The sequence below is a fragment of the Bradyrhizobium sp. WSM471 genome (genome assembly GCF_000244915.1).
Taxonomy (GTDB): domain Bacteria; phylum Pseudomonadota; class Alphaproteobacteria; order Rhizobiales; family Xanthobacteraceae; genus Bradyrhizobium.
Genome location: NZ_CM001442.1, coordinates 6235326 through 6258638 on the forward strand (window position 1 = coordinate 6235326; position 23313 = coordinate 6258638).

Annotated in this window: 24 protein-coding genes and 1 riboswitch; of the genes, 17 read left to right on the forward strand and 7 right to left on the reverse strand. The window is 64.6% G+C overall.

The window, feature by feature from the left end; translation table 11 throughout:
• Positions 1-100 precede the first annotated feature (100 nt).
• The 3 genes from BRA471DRAFT_RS28350 to BRA471DRAFT_RS28360 form a co-directional block, all read right to left on the reverse strand.
• Entirely contained in the window at positions 101-760 is a 660-nt protein-coding gene (locus BRA471DRAFT_RS28350) for a hypothetical protein (protein WP_007613626.1), read from the reverse strand.
• A 254-nt stretch (positions 761-1014) separates the two neighbouring features.
• Entirely contained in the window at positions 1015-1704 is a 690-nt protein-coding gene (locus tag BRA471DRAFT_RS28355) for a methyltransferase domain-containing protein (RefSeq protein WP_007613627.1), read from the reverse strand.
• 35 nt (positions 1705-1739) lie between these two features.
• Positions 1740-2792, reverse strand: a complete 1053-nt coding sequence (locus BRA471DRAFT_RS28360) for a glycosyltransferase family 1 protein (protein WP_007613628.1) — start codon at positions 2790-2792, stop codon at positions 1740-1742.
• 274 nt (positions 2793-3066) lie between these two features.
• Here BRA471DRAFT_RS28360 and BRA471DRAFT_RS28365 point away from each other — a divergent pair, with 274 nt between their 5' ends.
• Positions 3067-3774: a L,D-transpeptidase gene (locus tag BRA471DRAFT_RS28365; RefSeq protein ID WP_007613629.1), complete on the forward strand. Its 708-nt coding sequence runs from the start codon at positions 3067-3069 to the stop codon at positions 3772-3774.
• Positions 3775-3885: 111 nt separating this feature from the next.
• Complete coding sequence (locus BRA471DRAFT_RS28370; RefSeq protein ID WP_007613630.1) at positions 3886-4305, forward strand: cytochrome c family protein; 420 nt, start codon at positions 3886-3888, stop codon at positions 4303-4305.
• Positions 4306-4336: 31 nt separating this feature from the next.
• Here the strand turns inward: BRA471DRAFT_RS28370 and BRA471DRAFT_RS28375 are convergent, their stop codons facing one another.
• A complete protein-coding gene (locus BRA471DRAFT_RS28375) occupies positions 4337-4609 on the reverse strand; it encodes a hypothetical protein (RefSeq protein ID WP_007613632.1) in 273 nt (90 codons plus the stop codon).
• A gap of 5 nt (positions 4610-4614) precedes the next feature.
• A complete protein-coding gene (locus BRA471DRAFT_RS28380; RefSeq protein ID WP_035974356.1) occupies positions 4615-5397 on the reverse strand; it encodes a DUF899 domain-containing protein in 783 nt (260 codons plus the stop codon).
• Positions 5398-5544: 147 nt separating this feature from the next.
• Between BRA471DRAFT_RS28380 and BRA471DRAFT_RS28385 the strand changes: the two genes are divergently transcribed.
• The 8 genes from BRA471DRAFT_RS28385 to BRA471DRAFT_RS28420 all read left to right on the forward strand — a co-directional run bounded on the left by BRA471DRAFT_RS28385 (position 5545) and on the right by BRA471DRAFT_RS28420 (position 15380).
• Positions 5545-6777, forward strand: a complete 1233-nt coding sequence (locus BRA471DRAFT_RS28385; RefSeq protein ID WP_007613639.1) for a hypothetical protein — start codon at positions 5545-5547, stop codon at positions 6775-6777.
• 30 nt (positions 6778-6807) lie between these two features.
• On the forward strand, positions 6808-7446 hold the full coding sequence (locus tag BRA471DRAFT_RS28390) for a PQQ-binding-like beta-propeller repeat protein (RefSeq protein WP_007613640.1): 639 nt from the start codon (positions 6808-6810) through the stop codon (positions 7444-7446).
• 137 nt (positions 7447-7583) lie between these two features.
• Complete coding sequence (locus BRA471DRAFT_RS28395) at positions 7584-9152, forward strand: DUF4403 family protein (RefSeq protein WP_007613642.1); 1569 nt, start codon at positions 7584-7586, stop codon at positions 9150-9152.
• Between the two features lie 119 nt (positions 9153-9271).
• On the forward strand, positions 9272-10396 hold the full coding sequence (locus tag BRA471DRAFT_RS28400) for an ABC transporter ATP-binding protein (RefSeq protein ID WP_007613644.1): 1125 nt from the start codon (positions 9272-9274) through the stop codon (positions 10394-10396).
• 86 nt (positions 10397-10482) lie between these two features.
• Positions 10483-11532: an ABC transporter substrate-binding protein gene (locus tag BRA471DRAFT_RS28405; protein WP_007613645.1), complete on the forward strand. Its 1050-nt coding sequence runs from the start codon at positions 10483-10485 to the stop codon at positions 11530-11532.
• Between the two features lie 307 nt (positions 11533-11839).
• Positions 11840-13102: an ABC transporter permease gene (locus BRA471DRAFT_RS28410; RefSeq protein ID WP_007613646.1), complete on the forward strand. Its 1263-nt coding sequence runs from the start codon at positions 11840-11842 to the stop codon at positions 13100-13102.
• Entirely contained in the window at positions 13099-13929 is an 831-nt protein-coding gene (locus BRA471DRAFT_RS28415; RefSeq protein WP_007613647.1) for an ABC transporter permease, read from the forward strand. The genes BRA471DRAFT_RS28410 and BRA471DRAFT_RS28415 overlap by 4 nt, the downstream gene beginning before the upstream one ends.
• 236 nt (positions 13930-14165) lie before the next feature.
• Positions 14166-15380 (forward strand): ABC transporter substrate-binding protein, encoded by a 1215-nt coding sequence (locus tag BRA471DRAFT_RS28420; protein WP_007613648.1) that lies wholly within the window; start codon positions 14166-14168, stop codon positions 15378-15380.
• Positions 15381-15590: 210 nt separating this feature from the next.
• Here the strand turns inward: BRA471DRAFT_RS28420 and BRA471DRAFT_RS28425 are convergent, their stop codons facing one another.
• The gene (locus BRA471DRAFT_RS28425; protein ID WP_007613653.1) at positions 15591-16136 is read right to left on the reverse strand and encodes a PRC-barrel domain-containing protein; all 546 of its coding nucleotides are present in this window, start codon (positions 16134-16136) and stop codon (positions 15591-15593) included.
• Between the two features lie 307 nt (positions 16137-16443).
• Positions 16444-16674, reverse strand: a complete 231-nt coding sequence (locus BRA471DRAFT_RS28430) for a hypothetical protein (RefSeq protein WP_007613655.1) — start codon at positions 16672-16674, stop codon at positions 16444-16446.
• 242 nt (positions 16675-16916) lie between these two features.
• Between BRA471DRAFT_RS28430 and BRA471DRAFT_RS28435 the strand changes: the two genes are divergently transcribed.
• From BRA471DRAFT_RS28435 to BRA471DRAFT_RS38525, 7 genes are all read left to right on the forward strand, one after another.
• Positions 16917-17465 (forward strand): lytic transglycosylase domain-containing protein, encoded by a 549-nt coding sequence (locus BRA471DRAFT_RS28435; RefSeq protein ID WP_007613656.1) that lies wholly within the window; start codon positions 16917-16919, stop codon positions 17463-17465.
• Positions 17466-17665: 200 nt separating this feature from the next.
• Positions 17666-17794: riboswitch (TPP riboswitch) on the forward strand.
• Entirely contained in the window at positions 17782-18807 is a 1026-nt protein-coding gene (locus BRA471DRAFT_RS28440) for an FAD-dependent oxidoreductase (protein ID WP_007613657.1), read from the forward strand. (Overlaps the previous riboswitch by 13 nt.)
• Positions 18798-18995 carry a sulfur carrier protein ThiS gene (gene thiS / locus BRA471DRAFT_RS28445; protein ID WP_007613658.1) on the forward strand — a complete coding sequence of 66 codons (198 nt, stop codon included), beginning with the start codon at positions 18798-18800 and terminating at the stop codon, positions 18993-18995. The genes BRA471DRAFT_RS28440 and thiS overlap by 10 nt, the downstream gene beginning before the upstream one ends.
• 204 nt (positions 18996-19199) lie before the next feature.
• Positions 19200-19982: a thiazole synthase gene (locus BRA471DRAFT_RS28450; RefSeq protein WP_035975203.1), complete on the forward strand. Its 783-nt coding sequence runs from the start codon at positions 19200-19202 to the stop codon at positions 19980-19982.
• Positions 19969-20577, forward strand: coding sequence for a thiamine phosphate synthase (locus tag BRA471DRAFT_RS28455; RefSeq protein WP_007613660.1), 609 nt, complete (start codon positions 19969-19971; stop codon positions 20575-20577). Before BRA471DRAFT_RS28450 ends, BRA471DRAFT_RS28455 begins: the two co-directional genes overlap by 14 nt.
• A 181-nt stretch (positions 20578-20758) precedes the next feature.
• Positions 20759-22657, forward strand: coding sequence for a phosphomethylpyrimidine synthase ThiC (gene thiC, locus BRA471DRAFT_RS28460; protein ID WP_007613661.1), 1899 nt, complete (start codon positions 20759-20761; stop codon positions 22655-22657).
• Between the two features lie 27 nt (positions 22658-22684).
• The gene (locus BRA471DRAFT_RS38525; protein WP_007613663.1) at positions 22685-23254 is read left to right on the forward strand and encodes a hypothetical protein; all 570 of its coding nucleotides are present in this window, start codon (positions 22685-22687) and stop codon (positions 23252-23254) included.
• Positions 23255-23313 lie beyond the last annotated feature (59 nt).

The window sequence follows — 23313 nt, forward strand, 5'->3', positions numbered from 1 at the left end:
GGGCCTTCGCCTCGCCGAAGCGGCTTCGGCCGCGCAGGCGGGACGAGCCCGGGCATGACGCAACCATCAGACATCGGAGGACTTGGTGAGAACGGCGCGTTCAGGCGTGCTGCTCTTCGAGCGTGGGCTCGCCGATCAGGCCCAGCGTGTGCTCGGGGTTGAGGTGCAGGCCGGGATCCATCAGCTCACCACGCATCAGCGCCAGCGGCGCGTTGCGGTAGAGCATCAAATCGTGGAAGGGATCGGTCAGGATCTTCGTCATCCAGACGAGGCCGGTCTCGACGTCGCGGATGAAGAACAGGTGCACCGTGCGGAACAGGAGGCCACCGCCGCCGACCACGAGCCAGATCTTGGCGACCTGCCGCATGAAGTCGGTCGCGCCCGCCCAGGGCGTGAACAGCCCGAACAGCGTGGGATCGACGACGAGCACCAGCGGCGACAGCGCCCAGATCGACATCAGCACCACCTTGCGCTGAAGATTGTAACCGACCTTGATCTCTTCCTTGTGCTCGTGCGTCGCCTGGTTGATCTGGTCGTAGCCGTGCGGCTCGAAGAAGAAATGACCGGCCTGGCGCGAGGTCATCGAGACCAGCCAGCCGACCAGCGCCGATACCATGGGATCGATGAACAGCCAGACATAGGCGAACAGGAAGCTCAGCGCACTGACGAAGTGCAGGGCCTGATTGATGCGGCTGTGGTGATAGTAGCGATGGTCGTCCCAGCGCTGGATCCGCAGCTGCTCGAGATAGTTCTTGATCATGCTCTCCCCCAAATGCTTTCGGGTTCAGGATTTACAGAGATTCGATGTAGGCCGTGTGACATCATCATTTTGTCATGTGACGATGTGCAGCGACGCGGTGACGCACGGGTTACGCTCTATCCCCTCGTCCTGAGGAGCTTGCGAAGCAAGCGTCTCGAAGGGCGAGGCCCGCCTGGTGATAGCCGGGCCTCTATGATTCGAGACGGCGCTTGCGCGCCTCCTCACCATGAGGAGCAACAGTCAAGCCGCCTTCTTCAAGCCGCCTTGGCGACGTCGATCTTGCGGAAGCGCACCAGCGAGAAATGACCGAGCGGCGGAATCAGGCGGCGCTCGGCGAGCTCGATGCCGGCGGCACCCGCCAGCCATTTGGCGTAACGCGACCAGGCGAACTCGGCGGTGCGGAAGCCGAGCGGACGCACCACCGGCTGCAGCTTCTGCTCGATGAAGCGGCGCATGCCGGTATCGGCGCTGACGCGCGTCAGGATGATCAGCTCGCCGCCCGGGCGCAGCACGCGGGCGAATTCGTCCAGCGCGACTTCCGGATTCGGCACGGCGGTGACGACGTATTGCGCCATCACGACGTCGAAGGAGCTATCGGGGAATTCGAGCTTCTCGGCGTCCATCACCGCGAGGCCTTCGACGTTGTTCAGTTTGCCCTCGGCGACGCGCTGGCGCGCCTTGTCGAGCATCGCCTCCGAGATGTCGGTGCCGAAGATGCGCAGATGCGGCGCGTAGAGCGGCAGCGAGATGCCGGTGCCGACGCCGACCTCGAGCACCCGGCCGCCGATCTTGTTCGTGGCGGCGATCGCGGCCTGCCGGCCCTTGGCGAACACGCCTCCGAACACGAGGTCGTAGACCGGCGCCCAGCGATCATAGGCCTGCTCGACAGTGCCACGGGTGAGGTCGAGCTGCTGGGTGCCGTCAAGGTTCATGATCTTAGCCATCGATGAGGTTCTCGCTGTGGTTCGAAACGTTGGGGTCAACCGCGCACCGGCCGCCGCGCCATGCGAGGCGAGGCGCGCAGGACGCGACTGGGCTGAAGTGAGGTGAGGTTGCCGACGAACTGGCGCGCGCTGTTTTCCCAGGAACGCTCCAGCGCGAAATTGCGGCAAGTCTCGCGCGACATGGTGAGCGCGCGCAGGCACGCGGCGCGCAGATCGTGGTCGATCGCGCCGATCGGATGATCGGCGATGACGTCCTTCGGACCCGTTACCGGAAACGCCGCAACCGGCGTGCCGCAGGCGAGCGCTTCGAGCTGCACCACGCCGAACGTGTCGGTCAGGCTCGGAAACACGAACACGTCGGCGGCGGCGAGATGCGCGGTGAGATCCGCACCCTTCTTCTCGCCGAGAAACACAACGTCCGGATATTTCTTTTCGAGCGCAGCCTTCTGCGGTCCGTCGCCGATGACGACCTTGGTGCCGGGCAGGTCGAGCGAGAGGAACGCTTCGAGATTCTTCTCCACCGCAACGCGGCCCATCGTCATGAAGATCGGCCCGGGCAGATCGAGCTTGGCCGGCGAGTCGGGATGGAACAGCTCGGTGTTGACACCGCGCGTCCAGAAGCCGAGCCGCTTGAAGCCGCGCTCGGAGAGCTCCTGCCGCAGCGAGGGCGTCGCCACCATGGTCATGGCGGCGGCATCATGGAAGTGGCGCAGCACGGCATAGCCGACGCTCGCGGGGATGCCGGTCCGCACCGAGACGTATTCGGGAAAGCGCGTGGTGTAGGACGTGGTGAAGGCGAGCCGGTTGCGACGGCAATAAGCCCGCGCCGCCCAGCCGATCGGCCCTTCGGTCGCGATGTGCAGCGCCTCGGGCGCCGCCTTCTCGATCCGCCGCGCAATCTCCTTGCCGCTCGGCAGCGCAATGCGCAGCCCCGGATAGGTCGGCAACGGCCACGAACGAAAGCCGTCCGGCGTGAGGAAGTCGATCTCGACATCCAATGCCTTGGCCGCGCCAGCCAGCGAGGTCAGCGTCCGGACCACACCGTTGACCTGCGGATGCCAGGCGTCAGTCGCGATTAATACCCGCATGGGGAAATCCCGAGATTTTTATGATTCTCGGCTTTGGACCATCAACCACGGATATTTCAGGCGTGTGACGTCATGGAAGTGTCGGCCCGCTGTTTTGTTCGTTAACGGGTCTGCGCAGCCACGAAACCGTCATGAAACAATCCTTGCCGCCATGAAGCCGTTTTCGGTTTTCCGCGCAAACGTCCCGAAACTTCTTTCCGTTAGTGATTTGCGCAACAGAGCACCGAAACGGTGCCGGGGTGACCAAGAAACACCGCGCAGACAGGGGCGACCAATGATCAATCTGGAGACGTTGAGGACTTATTCGCGCGCCGTTGCGTTTGGCGCAGTGGCTGTCACCGCGATCGCGTTCACCGGCCCGGCCAAGGCCGCGCCTGTGCAGCTCTTCCCCTTCTTCCAACCGCTGCCGCCGATCGCAGCGCCGCAGCCGTATCAGCCTTATCAAGCCACGCCCTATCAGGCCGCGCCGTCCGAAGATCAGGACGCTGTCGAAACGCCGGCCCGCTTCCGTCGGCAGACCGTCTCCTACGCGACGCGTGAGGCGCCCGGCACCATCATCATCGATACGCCCAACACCTACCTCTATCTGGTCCTCGGCAACGGCCAGGCGATGCGCTACGGCATCGGCGTCGGCCGCGACGGCTTCACCTGGTCCGGCACGCAGTCGGTGACAAAGAAGGCCGAGTGGCCGGATTGGACCCCGCCGCCGGAGATGATCGCCCGCCAGCCTTATCTGCCGCGCCACATGGCCGGCGGTCCCGGCAATCCGCTCGGCGCCCGCGCCATGTATCTCGGCGGCACCATCTATCGCATCCACGGCACCAACGCCCCCGACACCATCGGCAAGCACGTCTCCTCCGGCTGCATCCGCCTGACCAATGACGACGTTGCGGACCTCTACTCCCGCGTCAACGTCGGCACCAAGGTCATCGTGCTGCCGATGACGGAACGCCGCGCGGATCTCGGCGCCGCGACGCGGTAAGCGACAGGACATTGTGACGCAAACGGCCCCGGAACCCACCGGGGCCGTTTTCGTTGGCCCTCGGCATCCCGACGCGCGCGTGCTGCGGCGCGATCCCCGATGGAGGCGCAAATGCAATCACGTCCGCAAACGCCGCAAGGCACATGCCTGCGTGCGATCGCTGGCGCCAGCGCACTGACGCTGCTGCTGTTCGCGCCCGCCTCGCTCGCACAGCAGCCGGCGAGCGACGACGCAGCCCAGCAGGCCTACAACAATTCCTGCCGCACCTGCCACTCCGTGAAAGAGGGCGACAATCGTCTGGGCCCCAACCTCAACAAAATCGTCGGACGCAAGGCCGGCTCGCTGCTGGACTACAATTATTCCTCGTCGATGAAAGAAGCCGGCTTCGTCTGGGACCAGGACAAACTCACCCGCTTCATGGTCAAGCCGGACGAAGTCGTATCCGGCAACAAGATGCAGCCTTATGGCGGCGTCTCGGCGGAGGAAGCGGGCAGGATCGTTGCTTATTTGCAGGCGGCGGGGTCGCAGTAACGGCTCCGCCTGAGGCGGAGCCGTATTCATCTCACCGCGCGCCGCCCCGCCCCTCCGCCATCAGCCTCAGCCATGCCGCCGAATGAAACGCACTCATCAAGAGATACATCGGCACCATCCCGCCCAGCATCGCCCCATGCCCGGCGGCACACAGCATGTCCGCCGGCCCATCAAGCATGGCCGTCAGCACGGCCATGATCGCGAAGGTCGGCGTCGCCGCTAGCCCCAACCATCTGGCGAAGTGGCGCGCGACCACCACGCCGTTGCGGCTCGCGCCGGCAGTTGCGTTGACGGGACTAGTCACGTCCTTCAGCCGCCCGCCTCGCGCAGCGCCTTCTCTCCGGCGGTCGACACCTCGACCCATTTCTTGTCGGGCGCGGCACCTTCGGTATAGCTGTCGTGCCAGTTCCACCATTTGTAGGTCGGCGTCTGCGGATAGCCCTTCGGTGAATCCTCCCAGACCTCCTGCCGTCCCAGCGGTGTGATGTCGAGATAATTCCAGGTACCGCCCATCTGCTCGTCGCCCCGGCTCTTGACGAAGTAGGTGCGGAAGATGCGCGTCCCGTCGCGGTAAAACACATTCGTCCCGTGCCATTCGTCGACGCCGTAATCCGCATCGAAACTGTCCGTGACGGTGACCCATGGCATGGTCCAGCCCATCCGCTGCTTCAGCCTGCTGATATCGGCCTGCGGTGCGCGCGAGGCGAACACCAGCGTGGTATCGCGGGCGTTCAGATGCGCGACATCGGCGACCTGGTCGGCCACCATCGAGCAGCCGCGGCAGGCGTGATCCGGCCAGCCGAACACACCCGGTTCGAAGAAGGCGCGATAGACGATCAGCTGCCGCCGGCCCTGGAACAGGTCGTGCAGACTGACCTTGCCGCCGGGCCCCTCGAACGCATAGGTTTTGGTGACTTCCATCCACGGCATGCGCCGGCGCTCGGCGGCCAGGGCGTCGCGGGCACGGGTATGCGCCTTTTCCTTCACGAGCAGTTGCTGACGGGCGGCCTCCCAGTCCTGCGGCGACACCACCGGCGGTGTTTGCATGGCGGCCTGTCCGTTATTTCCTGAGTTGTCAGCTGATGTCATCATGGCTCTCCAACTTTTCCCGGGCGGCCGTTCCGTATCTCGCTATGCAAGATGCGGAACCGCTCGCCCCTCGCCGCACATTGTCGGCCGTCAACGATCTCTCGCACCGGACGGTTGCGTGGTGGGAGTAACAAGTGTGGCGGGATTTGAATGGAGTCGCTGATCACGGCCGCGGCGCGCGCGCTCCAAGCCGGCGATCCGCTCGGCGCGCTGAACCGCGTCGCGCTGCGCAACGATGCACCTTCGCTGGCGCTGCGCGGCATCGCGATGGCGCAGCTCGGCGATCTCGCGAAGGCGAAGACGTTGCTGCGCAGCGCCGCACGCGCCTTCGGCCCGAGAGAGGCGGTCGCGCGCGCCAGATGTGTGGTGGCGGAGGCCGAGATCGCGCTCGTCTCGCGCGACCTGAACTGGCCGGCGAAGACGCTCGCGGCGGCGCGGGCGACGCTCGCAAGCCACGGTGACCTCGCCAACGCCGCCCATGCGGGTCACATCGAGGCGCGCCGACTTCTCCTTCTCGGACGCCTCGACGAGGCCGAGCGCACGCTGGCCGAGATCAAGTCCACTCCGCTGCCCCCGGCTGCGCAGGTCGCCCGCGAGCTCGTGATTGCCGGCATTGCCATCAGGCGGCTCAGAACGAAAGCCGCGCGCGCGGCGCTCGGGCGCGCGGCGAGCGCAGCACGGCAGGCCGGCATTCCAGCGCTTGCAGCCGAGGTCGAAGGCACGAGCCGCGTGCTCGACACGCCCGCAGCGCGCCTGGTCACGCGCGGGCACGAACGGCCGTTACTGCTCGAAGAGGTCGAGGACCTCGCGACATCGGAGGCGCTCGTGGTGGACACGTTCCATCATACGGTTCGCAGGCGAGGCATCCTCGTGCCGCTTGGAAGGCGGCCGGTGCTGTTCGCGCTCGCCCGCATGCTGGCGCAGGCCTGGCCCTCGGACGTCTCGCGGGAGGCGTTGATCACAGGAGCGTTTCAGGCAAGGCACGTCGATGAATCGCATCGCGCCCGGCTGCGTGTTGAAATCGGGCGGCTCCGCACCAAGCTCAAGCCTCTCGCCGATGTCAGCGCGACCAGGCAAGGTTTTGCGCTGACGCCGCGCAAGACACCGCGCAAGACGCCGCAGGTTCTGGTGCTGGCACGACCCGTCGAGGAAAAGCACGCCAATGTGCTCGCCTTCCTCTCCGATGGCGAGCCCTGGTCGAGCTCGGCGCTCGCGCTGGCGCTGGGAACGAGCGCGCGCACCGTGCAGCGGGCCCTCGAAGAACTGGCGCGATCGAACAAGGTGCAGTCCTTCGGACACGGACGGGCGCGGCGCTGGATGACGCCGCCCGTGCCGGGTTTCCCGACAGGCTTGTTACTCCCCGGACCGCTCCTGAAGACGTAAGGTGGAATTCACCCCACAGGGACCGAGCAGATGAAACGTTCAGCCGCCGAGATCGTCAGGGAATACGGGCCCTTTGCGGGGGTCGAAGCCGTGCACGGCGTCACCTATGACGGCAGCCATATGTGGTTCGCGTCCGGCGACAGATTGAACGCGGTCGATCCGGCCGATGGCAAGATCACCCGCTCCATCGATGTCGCCGCGCATGCGGGAACGGCGTTCGACGGGCACCACCTGTTCCAGATCGCCGAGGACCGCATCCAGAAGATTGACGCGGCGACCGGCAAGGTGCTCGCCACCATCCCTGCACCCGGCGGCGGTGGTGACTCCGGATTGGCCTGGGCCGAGGGCTCGCTCTGGGTCGGGCAGTATCGGGAACGCAAGATCCATCAGGTCGACCCCCAGACGGGAAAGATTCTCCGCACCATCGAAAGTAAGCGCTTCGTCACCGGCGTGACCTGGGTCGACGGCGAGCTCTGGCACGGCACGTGGGAAGGCGAGGACAGCGACATCAGGCGGATCGACCCCGATACGGGCAAGGTGCTGGAGCAGCTCGACCTGCCCGCCGGGACGATGGTGTCAGGATTGGAGTCCGATGGCGGCGACCGCTTCTTCTGCGGTGGCGGGGATCGCGGCAATGTGAGAACGGTACGCCGTCCGAAGCGCAGCTAGCTGCGTAAGGACGAATGCGCGGCAACGGCGCGTTCGCAGCCGTTAATATGTTCGCCCCAATCCCACCCCATTGGTGGGCTCTAGCGCCCTCCTCGCCTGCCCTGTAGACTTCTGCCCCGGGGCGGCCTGGGGGATTGATGCGACTGACGCTGAACTTGAAAACTGTCCTGATCGCCGTCGCGGTGCTCGCGGCGTCGTTTTTCATCAGCCTGAAGGCGATGGACTGGCTGTCGCCGCGTGCGACGAATTCCGCACCGCCGGTGGCGCAACTGCCGCCGCTGCCGCCGGTCGCGAAGAGCTCGATCGTGGTGGCGCCGGTCGCCATCGCGCTGTCGGCGATCCGCGAGCGGGCCGAGAAGGCCGCCCCGCGCAATTTCGCCGGCAAGGCCGAGAACCCGATTTCGCAAATCCTGGAGAACGCCGACATCGGCTGGTCGGCCGTACGTGGGGCGATGGCGACTGCCGGCGACAAGGACGTGCTGACAATCTCGACGCCGCTCACGGGCAAGCTGAACGTGACGGGCTCGCTGTCGTCGAAAGCCACCGGCGCGCTCGGCGAGGCGCTCGGCAGCGTGCTCGGCGGCAATGCTGCGAAACAGATCGGCGCGGTCAACATCAAGAACCTGAACGCCAGCGCCGAGATCAAGGGCAACGTCGTCGTCACCTCGCGGCCGAAGCTCGCGGCCAACTGGCATCTCGAGCCCAATCTCGACGCCCAGGTCAATCTTGGCGACACCAACCTCAACATCTCGGGCGCCAAGGTCAACGTGCCGGCGCAGGTGAAGCCGCTGATCGACAAGACCGTCGGCGAACAAATCAACGCCGTCTCCGAACGCATGCGCAACGATCCGACCTTGCGGGAGAACGCGAAGCTGCAATGGGTCAAGGCCTGCCGCTCGATCCCGCTGCAAGGCTCGGGCTCCTCGGCCGCGCTGCCGCCACTCTGGCTGGAGATGAAGCCGATCCGCGCCATCGCGGCGCAGCCGCGCGTCGACGCTCAGGCCGTGACCCTGCTGCTGGGCCTGGAAGCGGAGACGCGCGTCACCTCGACGCCGACCAAGCCCGACTGCCCGTTCCCCGACAAGATCTCGATCGTGCCGCCGACCGGCACCGGCGTGAACATCGGCGTACCGATCGACGTCCCCTTCACCGAGATCAACAAGCTGATCGCGGCGCAGATGGTCGGCCACACCTATCCCGAGGACGGCTCCGGTCCCGTGGACGTCACCGTCAAGAGCGTCAACGTGATCCCGTCGGGCGAGCGCCTCCTGATCTCGCTGCTGGTGCGCGCCAAGGAGAAGAAGAGCTGGCTCGGTCTCGGCGCCGAAGCGACCGTGCACATCTGGGGCCGGCCGATGCTCGACCAGGCGCAGCAGACGCTGCGGCTCGCCGATATCCAGCTCGCGGTGGAGTCCGAGGCGGCCTTCGGCCTGCTGGGTGCCGCGGCGCGCGCGGTGGTGCCGCAGATGCAGCAGGCGCTGGTGCAGAAAGCGACGGTCGATCTGAAGCCGATTGCCGCCAACGCACGCGAGAAGATCGCCGCCGCGATCGCCGACTACCAGAAGAACGAGGACGGCATCAAGGTCGAGGCGAAGATCGACAGCCTGACTCTCGCCGATATCGCCTTCGATTCCAAGACGCTGCGTGTGATCGCGGAAGCCGGCGGCTCGCTGAATGTGTTCGTGACGAAATTGTCCGGGATGTAGCGCGCCTTTCCTCGACGGCTCCGTGCGCTCAGTCACTTGCGCCGCTGGCAATCTGGACGGAGGATGCTAAGCTGTTCCTCGCACCCCCGGGGACGAGGTGCTGACAACGCGAGGACGACATGGAAGCCGGCATGGTCACGCCTGCGCCGGCACTGGTGCGCTTTTCCGGCATTCAGAAGACCTACGATGGCGAGCACCTCGTGGTGAAGAACCTCGATCTCGACATCAGGAAGGGCGAGTTCGTCACGCTGCTTGGTCCGTCGGGCTCGGGCAAGACGACCACGCTGATGATGCTGGCCGGCTTCGAGGTTCCGACCCATGGCGAGATCTACCTGGCGGACCGGCCCATCAAGAACGTACCGCCACACAAGCGCGATATCGGCATGGTGTTCCAGAACTATGCCTTGTTTCCGCACTTGACGATTGCGGAGAATATCGCCTTCCCGCTGTCCGTCCGCAACACGAACAAGGCCGAAGCGCAGGCGCGCGTGGGAGCGGCGTTGCGTATGATCAAGATGGAAGCCCTGGCGCACCGGCGGCCCGGGCAGCTGTCCGGCGGTCAGCAGCAGCGCGTGGCGCTGGCCCGCGCGCTCGTTTTCAATCCGCAACTCGTGCTGATGGACGAGCCCCTGGGCGCCCTGGACAAGCGCCTGCGGGAGCAGATGCAGCTGGAGATCAAGCAATTGCACGAGACGATGGGCATCACCGTCGTCTACGTCACCCACGATCAAAGTGAAGCGCTCACCATGTCGGACCGCATCGCCGTATTCAACGACGGCATCGTGCAGCAGATCGACAGGCCCGACGCGCTGTATGAGCATCCGGTGAACAGCTTCGTCGCCCATTTCATCGGCGAGAACAATGTGCTGTCCGGCACCGTCGAGACGCTCGAAAAACAATATTGCCGCGTTGCGCTGGCGGGCGGCGGCGCCGTGACCGCACGAGCGGTCAACGTATCAGGCGCGGGCGCATCGACCTCGCTGTCGGTGCGGCCGGAGCGGATCGCCATTATCCCGGACGGCACCTCCGGCGACGAACCGAACCGACTGCCGGCCAAGGTGCAGAACACCATTTATCTCGGCGACCACGCGTTGGCCGTGCTCGACGTCGCCGACAACAGGGAGTTCATGGTCAAGCTTCAGCCGGGGACGCATGACAGTCTGAGAGCTGGCAGCCTTACACCTGGCGATGACGTGTTCATCACCTTCCGCCCCGAGGACTGCCTGGCCCTCGATCCCGTCTGATCCAGTCATGCAGCATCGCTCCAACGCGGGCGGACCTGCACCAACCAAGCTCAACGCAAGTCACTTGAAGAAGAAGGACAAAGACCATGCTGAAGCGCAAGATTGTTCTGGGTTTCGCCGCGGCACTCACCGCCAGCGCGGCGCTGGCCACGGTCGCGCAGGCGCGTGACCTCACCGTCGTGTCGTGGGGCGGCGCCTATCAGGATGCCCAGAAGAAGGTCTATTTCGAGCCGTTCAAGAAAGCGGTCGGTGTGCCCATGAACGACGAATCTTGGGACGGCGGCGTCGGCGTGCTGCGCGCCAAGGTGCAGGGTGGTGCCGCCACCTGGGACGTGGTCCAGGTCGAAAGCGACGAGCTCGCAGTCGGCTGCGAGGAAGGCCTGTTCGAGAAGCTCGACTATTCGAAGATCGGCGGCGAGGCAGCCTATATCCCACCGTCAGTCAACGCTTGCGGCGTTGGCGCCATCCTCTACGATTTCGTTCTCGGCTACGACAAGGACAAGCTGAAGGAGGCCCCAAAGGGCTGGGCCGACTTCTTCGACACCAAGAAGATCCCGGGCAAGCGCGCCCTTCGTCAGGGGCCGAAGACCACACTGGAGATCGCCCTCATGGCCGACGGCGTCGCGCCAAAGGACGTCTACAAGGTGCTGGCGACCGACGAAGGCATCGAGCGCGCGTTCAAGAAGCTGGACACCATCAAGGGCGACATCGTCTGGTGGAAGGCCGGCGCTCAGCCGCCGCAATTGCTCGCCTCGGGCGAGGTGGCGATGACCTCGGTCTACAATGGCCGCATCGACACAGCGAACAAGAACGAGAAGAAGAATTTCGGCATGGTCTGGGACGGAGCGCTCTTCACCCTCGACAGCTGGGTGATCCTGAAAGGCAGCCCGAACAAGGACGCGGCCTACAAGTTCCTGGACTTCGTCGGCAAAGCGGAGAACCAATCGAAATTGTCGGAGAACATTGCTTATGGCACCTCGAATAAGAACGCAGCCGCCCTGCTCGCGCCCGCTGTACTGAAGGACCTGCCGACAGCGCCTGACAACATCAAGAACGCGGTCGAGATCAACGTTGCCTTCTGGCTCGAGAACATCGACCGCCTGACCGAGCGCTTCAACAAATGGGCAGCGAAGTAGCGCACGGCCGAACCGGCGTGCGGAGCGCATTGGCAGCAGTTTCGTCGCGGCCATCCTTCGAGACGCCCGCCTTAGGCGGGCTCCTCAGGATGAGGAGGGAGCGTGCGGCGGCGATTTCAAGACAGGCACCAATGTCGATGAGCCTCATCCTGAGGAGACCGCCACCGGGTCCGCGCAAAGCGCGGCCCGATGACAGGCTCCGCGGTCGTCTCGAAGGACGAGGCGCGCGCTCAGACCGCTCCAAAACACCATGTGGGATAGCGCTGACTGAAATGGCGAGGGATGCCCGGTCAAAGAGGCTCATCCCATGACAGCCTCGCTCCTGACCGGCGCCGATGCCCGGACCGAGGTGCCGCTCAAGCGCCGTTTGAAGCAGGCGGAGCGCGCGCGCCAGATCAAGGCATTGGCACTCATTCTGCCGCTTCTCGCCTTTCTGCTCTTCACCTTCGCGGGCCCGATCGCCGGAATGCTGTTGCGCGCGGTCGATGACCGGGAGGTGCGTCAGGTTCTGCCTCAAACCGTGGCTGCTCTCGCCGACTGGGACGGCAAGGACCTGCCGGACGAGAAGGCTTACGCTGCGCTGGCAAGCGACATCCTGGCGGCGCGCGCTTCCGGCACCATTGCGATTGCGGCCAAGCGGCTGAACTACGCGCTGAACGGCTTCCGTACGATCCTCACCAGCACCGCACGCAACCTGAAGACCGCGCCCGAGCCTGGCACGGCCAGGGAGACGCTGGGCAAGATCAATCCGGCCTGGCGTGAACGCGCCACCTGGACCACGATCAAGGACGCCAGCGGCCCCGTGACCGGCTTCTACCTTTTGTCGGCGCTCGACCTGACGCGGAACGTGGACGGAACGATCGTCGCAGCCCCGCCGGATCAGGCCATCTACCGCGACGTTTTCGTCCGCACCTTCCTCATCAGCCTCAGTGTCACGGCGCTGTGCCTGATCCTGGGCTTTCCGGTCGCCTATTTACTGGCGGCGCTGCCGCCCGGCCGGTCGAATCTGCTGATGATCTTCGTCCTGCTGCCTTTCTGGACGTCGCTTCTGGTCCGCACCTGCGCCTGGATCGTTCTGTTGCAGGGCAAAGGCGTCGTGAACGACAGCCTGCTCTGGCTTGGCATCATCGACGCGCCGTTGCGCCTGATCTACAACCGCTTCGGTGTCTGCGTGGCCATGACCCACGTTCTCCTGCCGTTCATGATCCTGCCGCTGTACAGCAGCATGAAGGCGATCTCGCCTGCTTACATGCGTGCCGCCGCCTCGCTCGGTGCGCCACCCCTCACCGCCTTCCTGCGCATCTACCTGCCTCAGACGCTGCCCGGCATCGGCGCGGGAAGCCTGCTCGTCTTCATCCTGGCGCTCGGCTACTACATCACGCCGGCACTGGTCGGTGGCGCCGCCGATCAAATGATCAGCTACTTCATCGCGCTCTACACGACCGAGACCGCCAATTGGGGCCTTGCGTCGGCACTAGGTGCGGTGCTGCTGCTCGCCACCATTCTGCTCGCGCTCATCTACGGCAAGCTGGTGCAGGGACAGCAGGTGACGGGAGGGATGAAGAATTGAGCGACAATTCCTCCCTCCGCACGCCGAGCCAGCGCATCGCGTGGACCGCGACGATCATTGTCTCCACGCTGGTGTTCATCTTCCTGATCGCACCGATCCTTGCGATCATGCCGCTGTCCTTCAGCTCGGGCTCGTACCTCACCTATCCGCTGCCGGGCCTCTCGCTGCGCTGGTACGACGACTTCATCAATTCGCCGCGCTGGATGAATTCGCTGAAGAACAGCATGATCATCGGTGTGGCCTCGACCCTGCTGTCGATGGTGCTCGGCACGCTGGCCGCGCTGGGGCTGGCGCAGTGGAAGAGCCGGTTCAAGCCCCTCGTGCTGGCCTTCGTGCTGTCGCCGGTCGTCGTGCCCGGCGTCATCACCGCGGTCGGCCTGTATTTCTTCTTCGCGCCGATCGGACTGACCGGCAGCTATCTCGGCTTGATCCTGGCTCACACCGCTCTGGCGACGCCCTTCGTGGTGATCACGGTCGGCGCGACGCTGCAGAGCTTCGACACCAATCTGGCACGCGCCGCCGCCTCACTCGGCGCCTCGCCGCTTGATGCCTTCCGCCGGGTGATCCTGCCGCTGATCCTGCCCGGCGTGGCGTCGGGGGCGCTGTTCGCCTTCGCGACCAGCTTCGACGAAGTGGTGATCGTGCTGTTCATGGCAGGTCCGGAACAGCGAACCCTGCCGCGCGAGATGTTCAGCGGCATCCGCGAGAACATCAGCCCGACCATCACGGCAGCGGCGGTGATCCTGACGACCGTCTCGGTCATCCTGCTCGCCACCCTGGAAGGCTTGCGCCGACGCAACGAACGGCTCAAGGGCAGCAGCGCGTGAGCTGTCTCATCGTCATTCCGGGGCGCGCGTAGCGCGAGCCCGGAATCCATCGTGCCGCAGCGACGGTGGATGAATGGATTCCGGGTTCGCGCCTAAGGGCGCGCCCCGGAATGACGGAAACAGCCCTGCTTATTTCTCAACCCCCTCAGGCATCGCGGGCTTTGCTGCCGCGTCGGTTTGTCGCTAGAACGTGCCCGCAACAAACCCGAACAACAACACAAAGGGAGAAAAACAAAATGCAAAAACTCATCGCCGCGATCGCGGCCGGTCTCGCTCTCGCCGCCACCTCAGGCGCCGCGCAGGCGCAGATTTCCGACGACGTCGTCAAGATCGGCGTGCTCACGGACATGTCGAGCCTCTATGCGGACGCGACCGGCAAAGGCTCGCTCGCCGCCGTCGAGATGGCGGTCGCCGATTACGGCGCCAAGGTCGCGGGCAAGCCTGTCGCAGTGGTCTCCGCCGATCACCAGAACAAGCCCGACGTCGGCGTCAACATCGCGCGCAACTGGTACGACAACGACAAGGTCGACGCGATCTTCGACGTGCCAACCTCGTCGGTGGCGCTGCCGATCTCGGCGCTGACGCGCGAGAAGAATAAGATCCACATCAATTCCGGCGGCGGCTCATCCGATATCACGGGCGTCGCCTGCTCGCCCAACACGGTGCACTGGACCTACGACACCTATGCGCTGTCGAACGTCGCCGGCAAGGCGATGGTCAAGCGCGGCGAGGACACCTGGTTCTTCGTCACCGCCGACTACGCCTTCGGCATGGCGCTGCAGCGCGACGCAGCCAACGTCGTCAAGGAGAGCGGCGGCAAGGTTCTCGGCGAGGTCCGACACCCGCTCAACTCGTCGGACTTCTCCTCCTTCCTGCTCCAGGCCCAGGCCTCCAAGGCCAAGGTGGTCGCGCTGGCCAATGCCGGCGGCGACACCACCAATGCGCTGAAACAGGCGGCCGAGTTCGGCCTGACGCAGGGCGGCCAGAAGATGATCGCCTTGCTCATGGAAATCACCGACGTTCATTCGCTCGGCATCAAGTCGACGCAAGGCCTGATCATCACCGACGCGTTCTACTGGGACACCAACGAGGAGACGCGCGCTTTCTCCAGGCGCTTCAACGAGAAGGTCGGCCACATGCCGACCATGATCCAGGCGGGGCTCTATTCGGCGACCATGCATTACCTAAAGGCGATCGACGCCATCAAGTCCGACGAGGCACCGAAGGTGATGGAGCAGATGCGCAAAACGCCGGTCAACGACTTCTTCGCCAAGAACGGCAAGATCCGCATCGACGGCCGCATGGTCCACGACATGTATCTGTTCGAGGTCAAGAAGCCCGAGGATTCCAAGGGCGAGTGGGACCTCTACAAGCTGATCGCCACCGTGCCAGGCGACGAGGCCTTCCGACCGCTCGACAAGGGCGGCTGCCCGCTGGTGAAGGGAAACTAGGGATAGATAACGGGCCGGCATCAATTCCTCATCCTGAGGAGCGCGTCTTCGCGCGTCTCGAAGGATGAAGGCCCGGCCGGTGGCCTCGCCCTTCGAGACGCGCGCAAAGGCGCGCTCCTCAGGGTGAGGGTCAACAGCTAGCATGATAAAAAAACACGACAGCGCGCCCGGCAAAAACCGGGCGCGCCTCGTTAGACGTTAAGAGTCGCGTTACTCCGAGTACTTGAACTCGGGCATGTTCTTCAGCTCGTCCTTGCTCGCATTGAACACGGCGTGGTCCGGATACCATTTCGACGAGGACGACGCGGTCGTCGTGGTCGCGGGCTTGTTGTCGGTGCCGGTCGCGGCACCCGTCGTGGTGGTCGCCGCGGGCCGGTTGGCCGCGCTGTTCGGGTTGTTGCTGGCAGAGCCGGTGTAGGCAACCGCCTCGTTGACGAACTTCAGCTTCTCATAGGGCACCGCGACCAGATGCTCGCCCAGGCCGAGGAAGCCGCCGACGCCGATCACGGCGATCTTGATGTTGCCGCTCTTGTCCATCAGCAGATCATTGATCGAGCCGATGTTCTCGTTGGCGTCGTTATAGACCTTGATGCCGTCCATCTTGGACGTACGCCACTGTCCCGACGCGGTCGTGGTCGTCGTCGAGGCGGCGGCAGCCGGCGCCTTGTCGGTGGTGGCGGTCGGATTTTGCGCGAACGCAACGGTTGCGAGCAGTGCGGTACCGGCGAGACCGGCCGCGAGCGATTTCATCAACATATTGTCCTCTCCTTCAGCAGAAAACTCGTGCGGAGAAAACAGCTCGGATCAATCCCAGTTCCGCGCGTGCTGCAATTTCGTCGCGTGCTGCGCGAGTATCGGAGCCGCGTGCATTGTTCCTAAGTCACCCAGGAACATTTTGCAGCGCATCGTTCTCACCGACGATCGCCGTGCGCGTGATCGTGCGGATACAATTGCCGGCATGGCAACAGCCGCAGCTTCGGCTTAAGGCATGATCCGGACCCGAAGGGCCGCGCCAACGCAAAGTGTGCAGCGGTTTTCCGAAATCATGCCCGAAGAACAAAACTCAGGCCGCGAGCGGCGGGTGCTCGAAGGCAGCCTCGTCGAAGATCGCAATCGCCTCGAAGCGATAACTGCAGGCGTGGCATGTCCAGAGATACGAGACGCGCCCCTCGCCCGGCTCGATCCAGTCGGGCTGCGCGATCGGCGTGCCGCATTGGGCACAGGGGTTGTTTCTGGGCAAATCGTGTTCTGACATGTCGCCGCTGTGGGCCTTGACCATGGTTGATTTTGTCATGGCACCTCTCCCGATTCGCTGGCCGTGACATACTCGCTTTCGTGCGCCCATGCGAATAGACAGGCCTTCTGTCGCGAGTTGTCCGCCTGAGGGAACTCCTGCGCCAGCATTGAGCCGTCACTGCGGCTCGGCGCCGCGAAAAAATTTACGGCGGCGTTTGGTCACATCATTGCCGCGTTCGGGGGCCTAAACGGCAGCCGGGCGCAGGCCTTCAATCAGTCTCAGGACCTCCGGGATATCTGATGAAAATTTTACATGTTGCCGCGCTGCTCGCGGCCGGACTGACGTTGCCACAGGCCGCATTCGCGGGCCAAGCGGAGTACGCCGAGATGGTCGCGGCCCATGCGCGCGCCAACGGTGTGCCGGAGGCGCTGGTGCATCGCGTCATCATGCGCGAGAGCCGCTACCAGCCCGGGCTGGTCGGCCATGGCGGCACCATCGGGCTGATGCAGATCAAGCTCGCGACGGCCCGCGGGGTCGGCTACACCGGCGACGCCGCCGGCCTGCGCGATCCCAATACCAACCTCACCTATGCCGTGAAATATCTCGCCGGCGCCTATCACGCCGCCAATGGCGATCACGCCCGGGCCGTTCGTTATTTCGCCGGCGGCTATTACTACGCCGCAAAGCGGCAGCGGCAGGAGGCCGTGCAGGTCGCCAATATGAGCGAGGCCAATATGGGCGCCCCTTGGCTCGAGCCGAACGGCAATCCGCAGCCGATATTCGGCGCCGCCCCACACCGGAAGCTCGCCCAGCGCGTTCGCAACGCCCGGGCGCAGGCGCCGAGATAGCTCTCTCCGTGTCCCGGACGCGCTGCAGCGTGCAACGCTGCTGCGCAGAGCCGGGACCCACTTACTCCCACAGCAATGGGCCCCGGCTCAGCAGCGCACCACGTCGCCAAGAAGGCGACGCACTGCGCTGCGTCCGGGGCACGAGAGCGGTGGGTTCCCGCCAAGCGCGTTGACCACCCAGTCCTGCTGGCCTACATTAGAGCCGTTCCGAGGGGTGCTCCGAGGAGGAGCTGAGATACCGCTAAATGGGCAAATCCGCCCAGGACCGCGGTGACCCTTTGAACCTGATCCGGGTCATACCGGCGAAGGGACAGGGATGTTGCAGACGACCAAGCGACCGGATTCCCCGGTATCCATCATCGGCGCGGGCATTGCTGGCGCCTGGCAGGCCTTGCTGTTCGCGCAGGCCGGCCATGCCGTCACCCTGCACGAGCGCGGTGACGCCGACATGACCGATGCCACCAGCCATTGGGCCGGCGGCATGCTCGCGCCTTATTGCGAGGCGGAAGTTTCCGAACCGATCATCTCCAGGCTCGGCCTGCGCTCGCTCGACATCTGGCGGCGCGAGCTGCCCGACACGCCCTTCAACGGTTCGCTGGTGGTCGCCCACCCGCGCGAGCGCAACGATTTCGAGCGCTTTGCCCGGATGACCGCGGGCCACCGCCGGCTCGATGCGGCGGCGCTGGCCGAGCTCGAGCCGTCGCTCGAAGGCCGCTTCCGCGACGCGCTGTTCTTCCCGACCGAGGGCCATGTCGAGCCGCGCCGCGTGCTGCCGAAACTGCACGCGCGCATCCGCGCCGCCGGCGGCACCATCAAATTCGAAAGCGATGTCGCCGCGGCCGAACTCGCAAAACTTGATCCTAAAGGCATCGTGATCGACTGCCGCGGCCTTGCTGCGCGCGACGAGCAGCCTGGCTTGCGCGGCGTCAAGGGCGAGATGATCCTGATCGAAACCGCCGAGGTGCAGCTCGCGCGCCCGGTGCGGCTGATCCATCCGCGCTGGCCGCTCTACGTGATCCCGCGCGAGGACAATCTGTTCATGCTCGGCGCGACCTCGATCGAGGCCGAGGACACCGGCGTCAGCGTCCGTTCGGCGCTGGAGCTGTTGGGCGCGGCCTATGCCGTGCATCCCGCCTTCGGCGAGGCCCGCATCGTCGAATTCGGCTCCGGCCTGCGCCCCGCTTTCCCCGACAATCTGCCGCGCATCGGCATCCACGGCAACACGATCAGCGTCAACGGCCTCTACCGCCACGGCTTCCTGATCGCGCCGGCGCTGGCCGAGCTGACGCTTGGCTTTGTCGAGCGCGGCCAGATCGACAATGAGGTGATGCAATGCGCGTGATGGTGAACGGCGAGCAGCGCGAGGTGAATTCGGCCAGCGTGGACGCGCTGCTCGCCGAGCTCGACTACGAAGGCACCCATTTCGCCATCGCGCTCAACTACGACGTCGTGCCGAAAAGCCGCTGGGCCGAAACCGCGCTGAAGGCCGGCGACGAGATCGAGATCATCACACCGCGGCAGGGAGGATGATGTGAACGACGCTGTCGCCTTTCTTCACCTCGCCCCGCTTGCGGGGAGAGGTCGAAATTCGCGCGAGCGCGAATTTTTTCGGGTGAGGGGGACTCTCCGCGAGTCCGACTCCCACCTCCATTGCGGATACAGCCCCTCACCCCAACCCTCTCCCCGCGAAGAGCGGGGCGAGGGAGCAGACCGCAAATCGCGGAGACACTGATGATGGTCAATTTCTACGGCAAGACCTTCCCCTCCCGCCTCCTCATCGGCAGCGCGCTCTATCCCTCGCCTGCGATCATGCAGGCGGCGATCCGCGCCTCGGGCTCGAACATCGTCACGGTGTCGCTGCGGCGCGAATCCGCCGGCGGCAAGACCGGCGATGCGTTCTGGAATCTGATCCGCGAGCTCGACGTCACCGTGCTGCCGAACACCGCCGGCTGCCGCAGCGTGCGCGAGGCGGTGACGACGGCCAAGCTCGCGCGTGAATTGTTTGCGACGTCCTGGATCAAGCTGGAAGTCATCGCCGACAACGACACGCTGCAGCCCGACGTGGTCGGACTTGTGGAAGCAGCAACCATCCTGATCAAGGACGGCTTCGAGGTGTTCCCCTATTGCACCGAGGATCTCTCGGTCGCCAACCGCCTGGTCGATGCCGGCTGCAAGGTGGTGATGCCGTGGGCGGCGCCCATCGGCAGCGCGAAAGGCATCATCAACCGTGACGCGCTCAAGCTGATGCGCGAGCGGCTGCCCGACATCACACTGGTGGTCGATGCCGGCATCGGCGCGCCGTCGCACGCCGCCGAAGCGCTGGAGCTTGGCTACGACGCCGTGCTGCTCAACACCGCCATCGCCAAAGCCGCCGATCCCGTCGCGATGGCCAACGCCTTCCGCCTCGGCATCGAGGCCGGCCGCACCGCTTTTGAGGCCGGGCTGATGAACGCCCGCGATTTCGCCTCTCCTTCCACCCCTGTCGTTGGGACACCTTTTTGGCATGCCGTATCCTGATCGCTTCTATCCCGTCGTCGACAGCCTCGCCTGGGTCGAGCGGCTGACAAAACTCGGCGTCGGCACCATCCAGCTGCGCGCAAAAGACCTCGACGATTCGCAATCGCTGCAGATGGTCACCGATGCGCTGGCGATCACCGCGGGCACGCAAGCCAAACTCGTCGTCAACGACTATTGGCGCGCGGCGATCGTCGCCGGCGCAAAATATCTGCATCTCGGCCAGGAGGACCTGGCGGACGCCGACCTCGCTGCCATCCGCGAGGCCGGCCTGTCGCTCGGCGTCTCCACCCATGACGATGCCGAGCTGGACACCGCGCTGGCCGCCGAGCCCGATTATGTCGCGCTGGGGCCGATCTTCTTCACCACGCTCAAATCCATGCGCTTCGAGCCGCAGGGCATTCCGAAGATCACGGAATGGAAGAAGCGCATCGGCAATATCCCGCTGGTCGCGATCGGCGGCATCAAGTTCGAGCACGCCGCGGAGATCTTTGCCGCGGGCGCGGATTCCATCGCCGTGGTTTCCGACATCACCCAGAACGCCGACCCGGATGCGCGGGTGCGGCAATGGCTCGGCCAGGCGAAGGAGGCCGCGTGATGCGCCTCGCCCTCACCCACACACCTCTGTCATTGCCCGGCTTGACCGGGCGATCCAGTACGCCGCGGCCTCTCGGCTCTGGCCGCACTGCCTCGGAGTACTGGATCCCCGCTTTCGCGGGGATGACAGCCGATTTGTCTCTCGCGCAGCGACGCCAACGAACTGAATCAAGGAGGATCCCATGAACATCCGCTCCAATCCCGACAAGACCGTCCCCGCCGTCACCACCGGCCCGCTGCCGTCGTCGCGAAAGATCTTTGCCTCGCCCGACGCCGCGCCTGATCTGCGCGTGCCCTTGCGCGAGATCATCCTGTCCGAGGGCGCCGGCGAGCCGAACCTGCCGGTGTACGACACCTCCGGCCCCTACACCGACCCCAGCGTGACCATCGACGTCAACGCCGGTCTGGCGCGCGGCCGCAAGGCCTGGGTGCTGGAGCGCGGCGGCGTCGAGGAATATCAGGGCCGGCAGATCAAGCCGGAGGACAATGGCAGCGTCTCCACCGACAAGGCCGCGCGCGCTTTCTCGGCGTATCACCAGCCGCTGCGCGGCCTCGACGGCCACAAGATCACGCAGCTCGAATTCGCCCGTGCCGGCATCATCACCAAGGAGATGATCTACGTCGCCGCCCGCGAAAATCTCGGCCGCAAGGAGCAGCTCGAGCGCGCCGAAGCGGCCCTTGCCGATGGCGAAAGCTTCGGTGCGGAAGTGCCCGCCTTCATCACCCCGGAGTTCGTCCGCTCAGAGATCGCACGCGGCCGCGCCATCATCCCCTGCAACATCAACCACAGTGAGCTCGAGCCGATGATCATCGGCCGCAACTTCCTCACCAAGATCAACGCCAATATCGGCAACTCGGCGGTGACGTCATCGGTCGAGGAAGAGGTCGAGAAGATGGTGTGGGCGATCCGCTGGGGCGCCGACACCGTGATGGACCTCTCGACGGGGCGCAACATTCACACCACCCGCGAATGGATTTTGCGCAACGCGCCGGTGCCGATCGGCACCGTTCCGATTTATCAGGCGCTGGAGAAGTGCGACGGCGATCCGGTCAAGCTGACCTGGGAGCTCTACAAGGACACGCTGATCGAGCAGTGCGAGCAGGGCGTCGACTATTTCACCATCCACGCCGGCGTGCGCCTGCAATACATCCACCTCACCGCCAACCGCGTCACCGGCATCGTGTCCCGCGGCGGCTCGATCATGGCGAAGTGGTGCCTGGCGCATCACAAGGAAAGCTTCCTCTACACCCATTTCGACGAGATCTGCGATCTCATGCGCAAGTATGACGTCTCGTTCTCGCTCGGCGACGGCCTGCGTCCGGGCTCGATTGCGGATGCCAACGATCGCGCGCAGTTTGCCGAACTCGAGACGCTCGGAGAACTCACCAAGATCGCGTGGGACAAGGGCTGCCAGGTCATGATCGAAGGCCCCGGCCATGTGCCGATGCACAAGATCAAGATCAACATGGACAAGCAGCTCAAGGAATGCGGCGAGGCGCCGTTCTACACTCTCGGGCCCCTGACCACCGACATCGCGCCGGGTTACGATCACATCACCTCCGGCATCGGCGCCGCCATGATCGGCTGGTTCGGCTGCGCCATGCTCTGCTACGTCACGCCGAAGGAGCATCTTGGGCTACCCGACCGCAACGACGTCAAGGTCGGCGTCATCACCTACAAGATCGCCGCGCACGCGTCCGATCTCGCCAAGGGTCACCCGGCCGCCCAGCTGCGCGACGACGCGCTCTCCCGCGCCCGTTTCGACTTCCGCTGGAGCGACCAGTTCAACCTCGGCCTCGACCCCGAGACCGCGAAGAACTTCCACGACGAGACCCTGCCGAAGGAAGCCCACAAGGTCGCCCATTTCTGCTCGATGTGCGGGCCAAAGTTCTGCTCAATGAAGATCACGCAGGACGTCCGGGATTACGCGGCGACGCTGAATGATCCGAACGGCGTGGGGATGTCGATGAGCGGCACGGCCGAGGACGGCATGAAGCAGATGAGCGCGAAGTTCAAGGAGATGGGCAGCAGTGTTTATCTGGATGCGGAGAAGGTGAAGGAGAGCAATCGGGTGTTGTGAACGACGCTCTAACTCGGCGTGCTCACTATGCGGTTTGAAGTCCTACCTGGATTGCCGCCGTACGGCCCCCCAGCCGTATCGTTCACCGAGAACGGCCCTCGCGAATGGCGCGAGGGCCAAGTTGTTCGCTTCTATCCATCGGATTCGGAACCGTGGGTTGGTAATTTTCTTGGTGGATTGACCAAATTCAGTTCGGTTCTGCATCATCCGAATGGAAGCGACGTAATCGTTATCGCGATGGGCGAAGCCGTTATCGTCGATCCCGAGACACGCACCTTGCGCGACCGTATCGGGGCTCAAATCGAGGAGATCTTTGTTCTCGAAGAAGAGAAGTCCGTTGTGTTTCGCAGCATAGTTGATTTCTGCGCGATCGCTGCGGACAATACCAAATGGCACAGTCCACGGATTTCATGGGATGGCTTTCGTGGTCTCAAGAAAAGCGGGCTGGAACTATCTGGCGAGGCATGGACTCCTATCCAGGACGCCTGGGTTCCTTTTCAGCTCAACCTCTCAAACGGGCAATGCCTCAACGCTATTTACCAGGCCGACATGAGCAGAGCGCGTGAGGTTGTCGCGAGACCAACGCCCAAATCTTAGGAGTACCAAGCATAGCCCAGATGAGCGCAGCGGCATCCGAGGTCGATACCATCCCGCAT

Bases quoted from the DNA above. Each gene is read 5' to 3' on its own strand.
- BRA471DRAFT_RS28350 (WP_007613626.1), bottom strand. From the start codon at position 760: ATGATCAAGAACTATCTCGAGCAGCTGCGGATCCAGCGCTGGGACGAC.
- BRA471DRAFT_RS28355 (WP_007613627.1), bottom strand. From the start codon at position 1,704: ATGGCTAAGATCATGAACCTTGACGGCACCCAGCAGCTCGACCTCACC.
- BRA471DRAFT_RS28360 (WP_007613628.1), bottom strand. From the start codon at position 2,792: ATGCGGGTATTAATCGCGACTGACGCCTGGCATCCGCAGGTCAACGGT.
- BRA471DRAFT_RS28365 (WP_007613629.1), top strand. From the start codon at position 3,067: ATGATCAATCTGGAGACGTTGAGGACTTATTCGCGCGCCGTTGCGTTT.
- BRA471DRAFT_RS28370 (WP_007613630.1), top strand. From the start codon at position 3,886: ATGCAATCACGTCCGCAAACGCCGCAAGGCACATGCCTGCGTGCGATC.
- BRA471DRAFT_RS28380 (WP_035974356.1), bottom strand. From the start codon at position 5,397: ATGATGACATCAGCTGACAACTCAGGAAATAACGGACAGGCCGCCATG.
- BRA471DRAFT_RS28385 (WP_007613639.1), top strand. From the start codon at position 5,545: ATGGAGTCGCTGATCACGGCCGCGGCGCGCGCGCTCCAAGCCGGCGAT.
- BRA471DRAFT_RS28390 (WP_007613640.1), top strand. From the start codon at position 6,808: ATGAAACGTTCAGCCGCCGAGATCGTCAGGGAATACGGGCCCTTTGCG.
- BRA471DRAFT_RS28395 (WP_007613642.1), top strand. From the start codon at position 7,584: ATGCGACTGACGCTGAACTTGAAAACTGTCCTGATCGCCGTCGCGGTG.
- BRA471DRAFT_RS28400 (WP_007613644.1), top strand. From the start codon at position 9,272: ATGGAAGCCGGCATGGTCACGCCTGCGCCGGCACTGGTGCGCTTTTCC.
- BRA471DRAFT_RS28405 (WP_007613645.1), top strand. From the start codon at position 10,483: ATGCTGAAGCGCAAGATTGTTCTGGGTTTCGCCGCGGCACTCACCGCC.
- BRA471DRAFT_RS28410 (WP_007613646.1), top strand. From the start codon at position 11,840: ATGACAGCCTCGCTCCTGACCGGCGCCGATGCCCGGACCGAGGTGCCG.
- BRA471DRAFT_RS28420 (WP_007613648.1), top strand. From the start codon at position 14,166: ATGCAAAAACTCATCGCCGCGATCGCGGCCGGTCTCGCTCTCGCCGCC.
- BRA471DRAFT_RS28425 (WP_007613653.1), bottom strand. From the start codon at position 16,136: ATGTTGATGAAATCGCTCGCGGCCGGTCTCGCCGGTACCGCACTGCTC.
- BRA471DRAFT_RS28430 (WP_007613655.1), bottom strand. From the start codon at position 16,674: ATGACAAAATCAACCATGGTCAAGGCCCACAGCGGCGACATGTCAGAA.
- BRA471DRAFT_RS28435 (WP_007613656.1), top strand. From the start codon at position 16,917: ATGAAAATTTTACATGTTGCCGCGCTGCTCGCGGCCGGACTGACGTTG.
- BRA471DRAFT_RS28440 (WP_007613657.1), top strand. From the start codon at position 17,782: ATGTTGCAGACGACCAAGCGACCGGATTCCCCGGTATCCATCATCGGC.
- thiS (WP_007613658.1), top strand. From the start codon at position 18,798: ATGCGCGTGATGGTGAACGGCGAGCAGCGCGAGGTGAATTCGGCCAGC.
- BRA471DRAFT_RS28450 (WP_035975203.1), top strand. From the start codon at position 19,200: ATGGTCAATTTCTACGGCAAGACCTTCCCCTCCCGCCTCCTCATCGGC.
- BRA471DRAFT_RS28455 (WP_007613660.1), top strand. From the start codon at position 19,969: ATGCCGTATCCTGATCGCTTCTATCCCGTCGTCGACAGCCTCGCCTGG.
- thiC (WP_007613661.1), top strand. From the start codon at position 20,759: ATGAACATCCGCTCCAATCCCGACAAGACCGTCCCCGCCGTCACCACC.
- BRA471DRAFT_RS38525 (WP_007613663.1), top strand. From the start codon at position 22,685: ATGCGGTTTGAAGTCCTACCTGGATTGCCGCCGTACGGCCCCCCAGCC.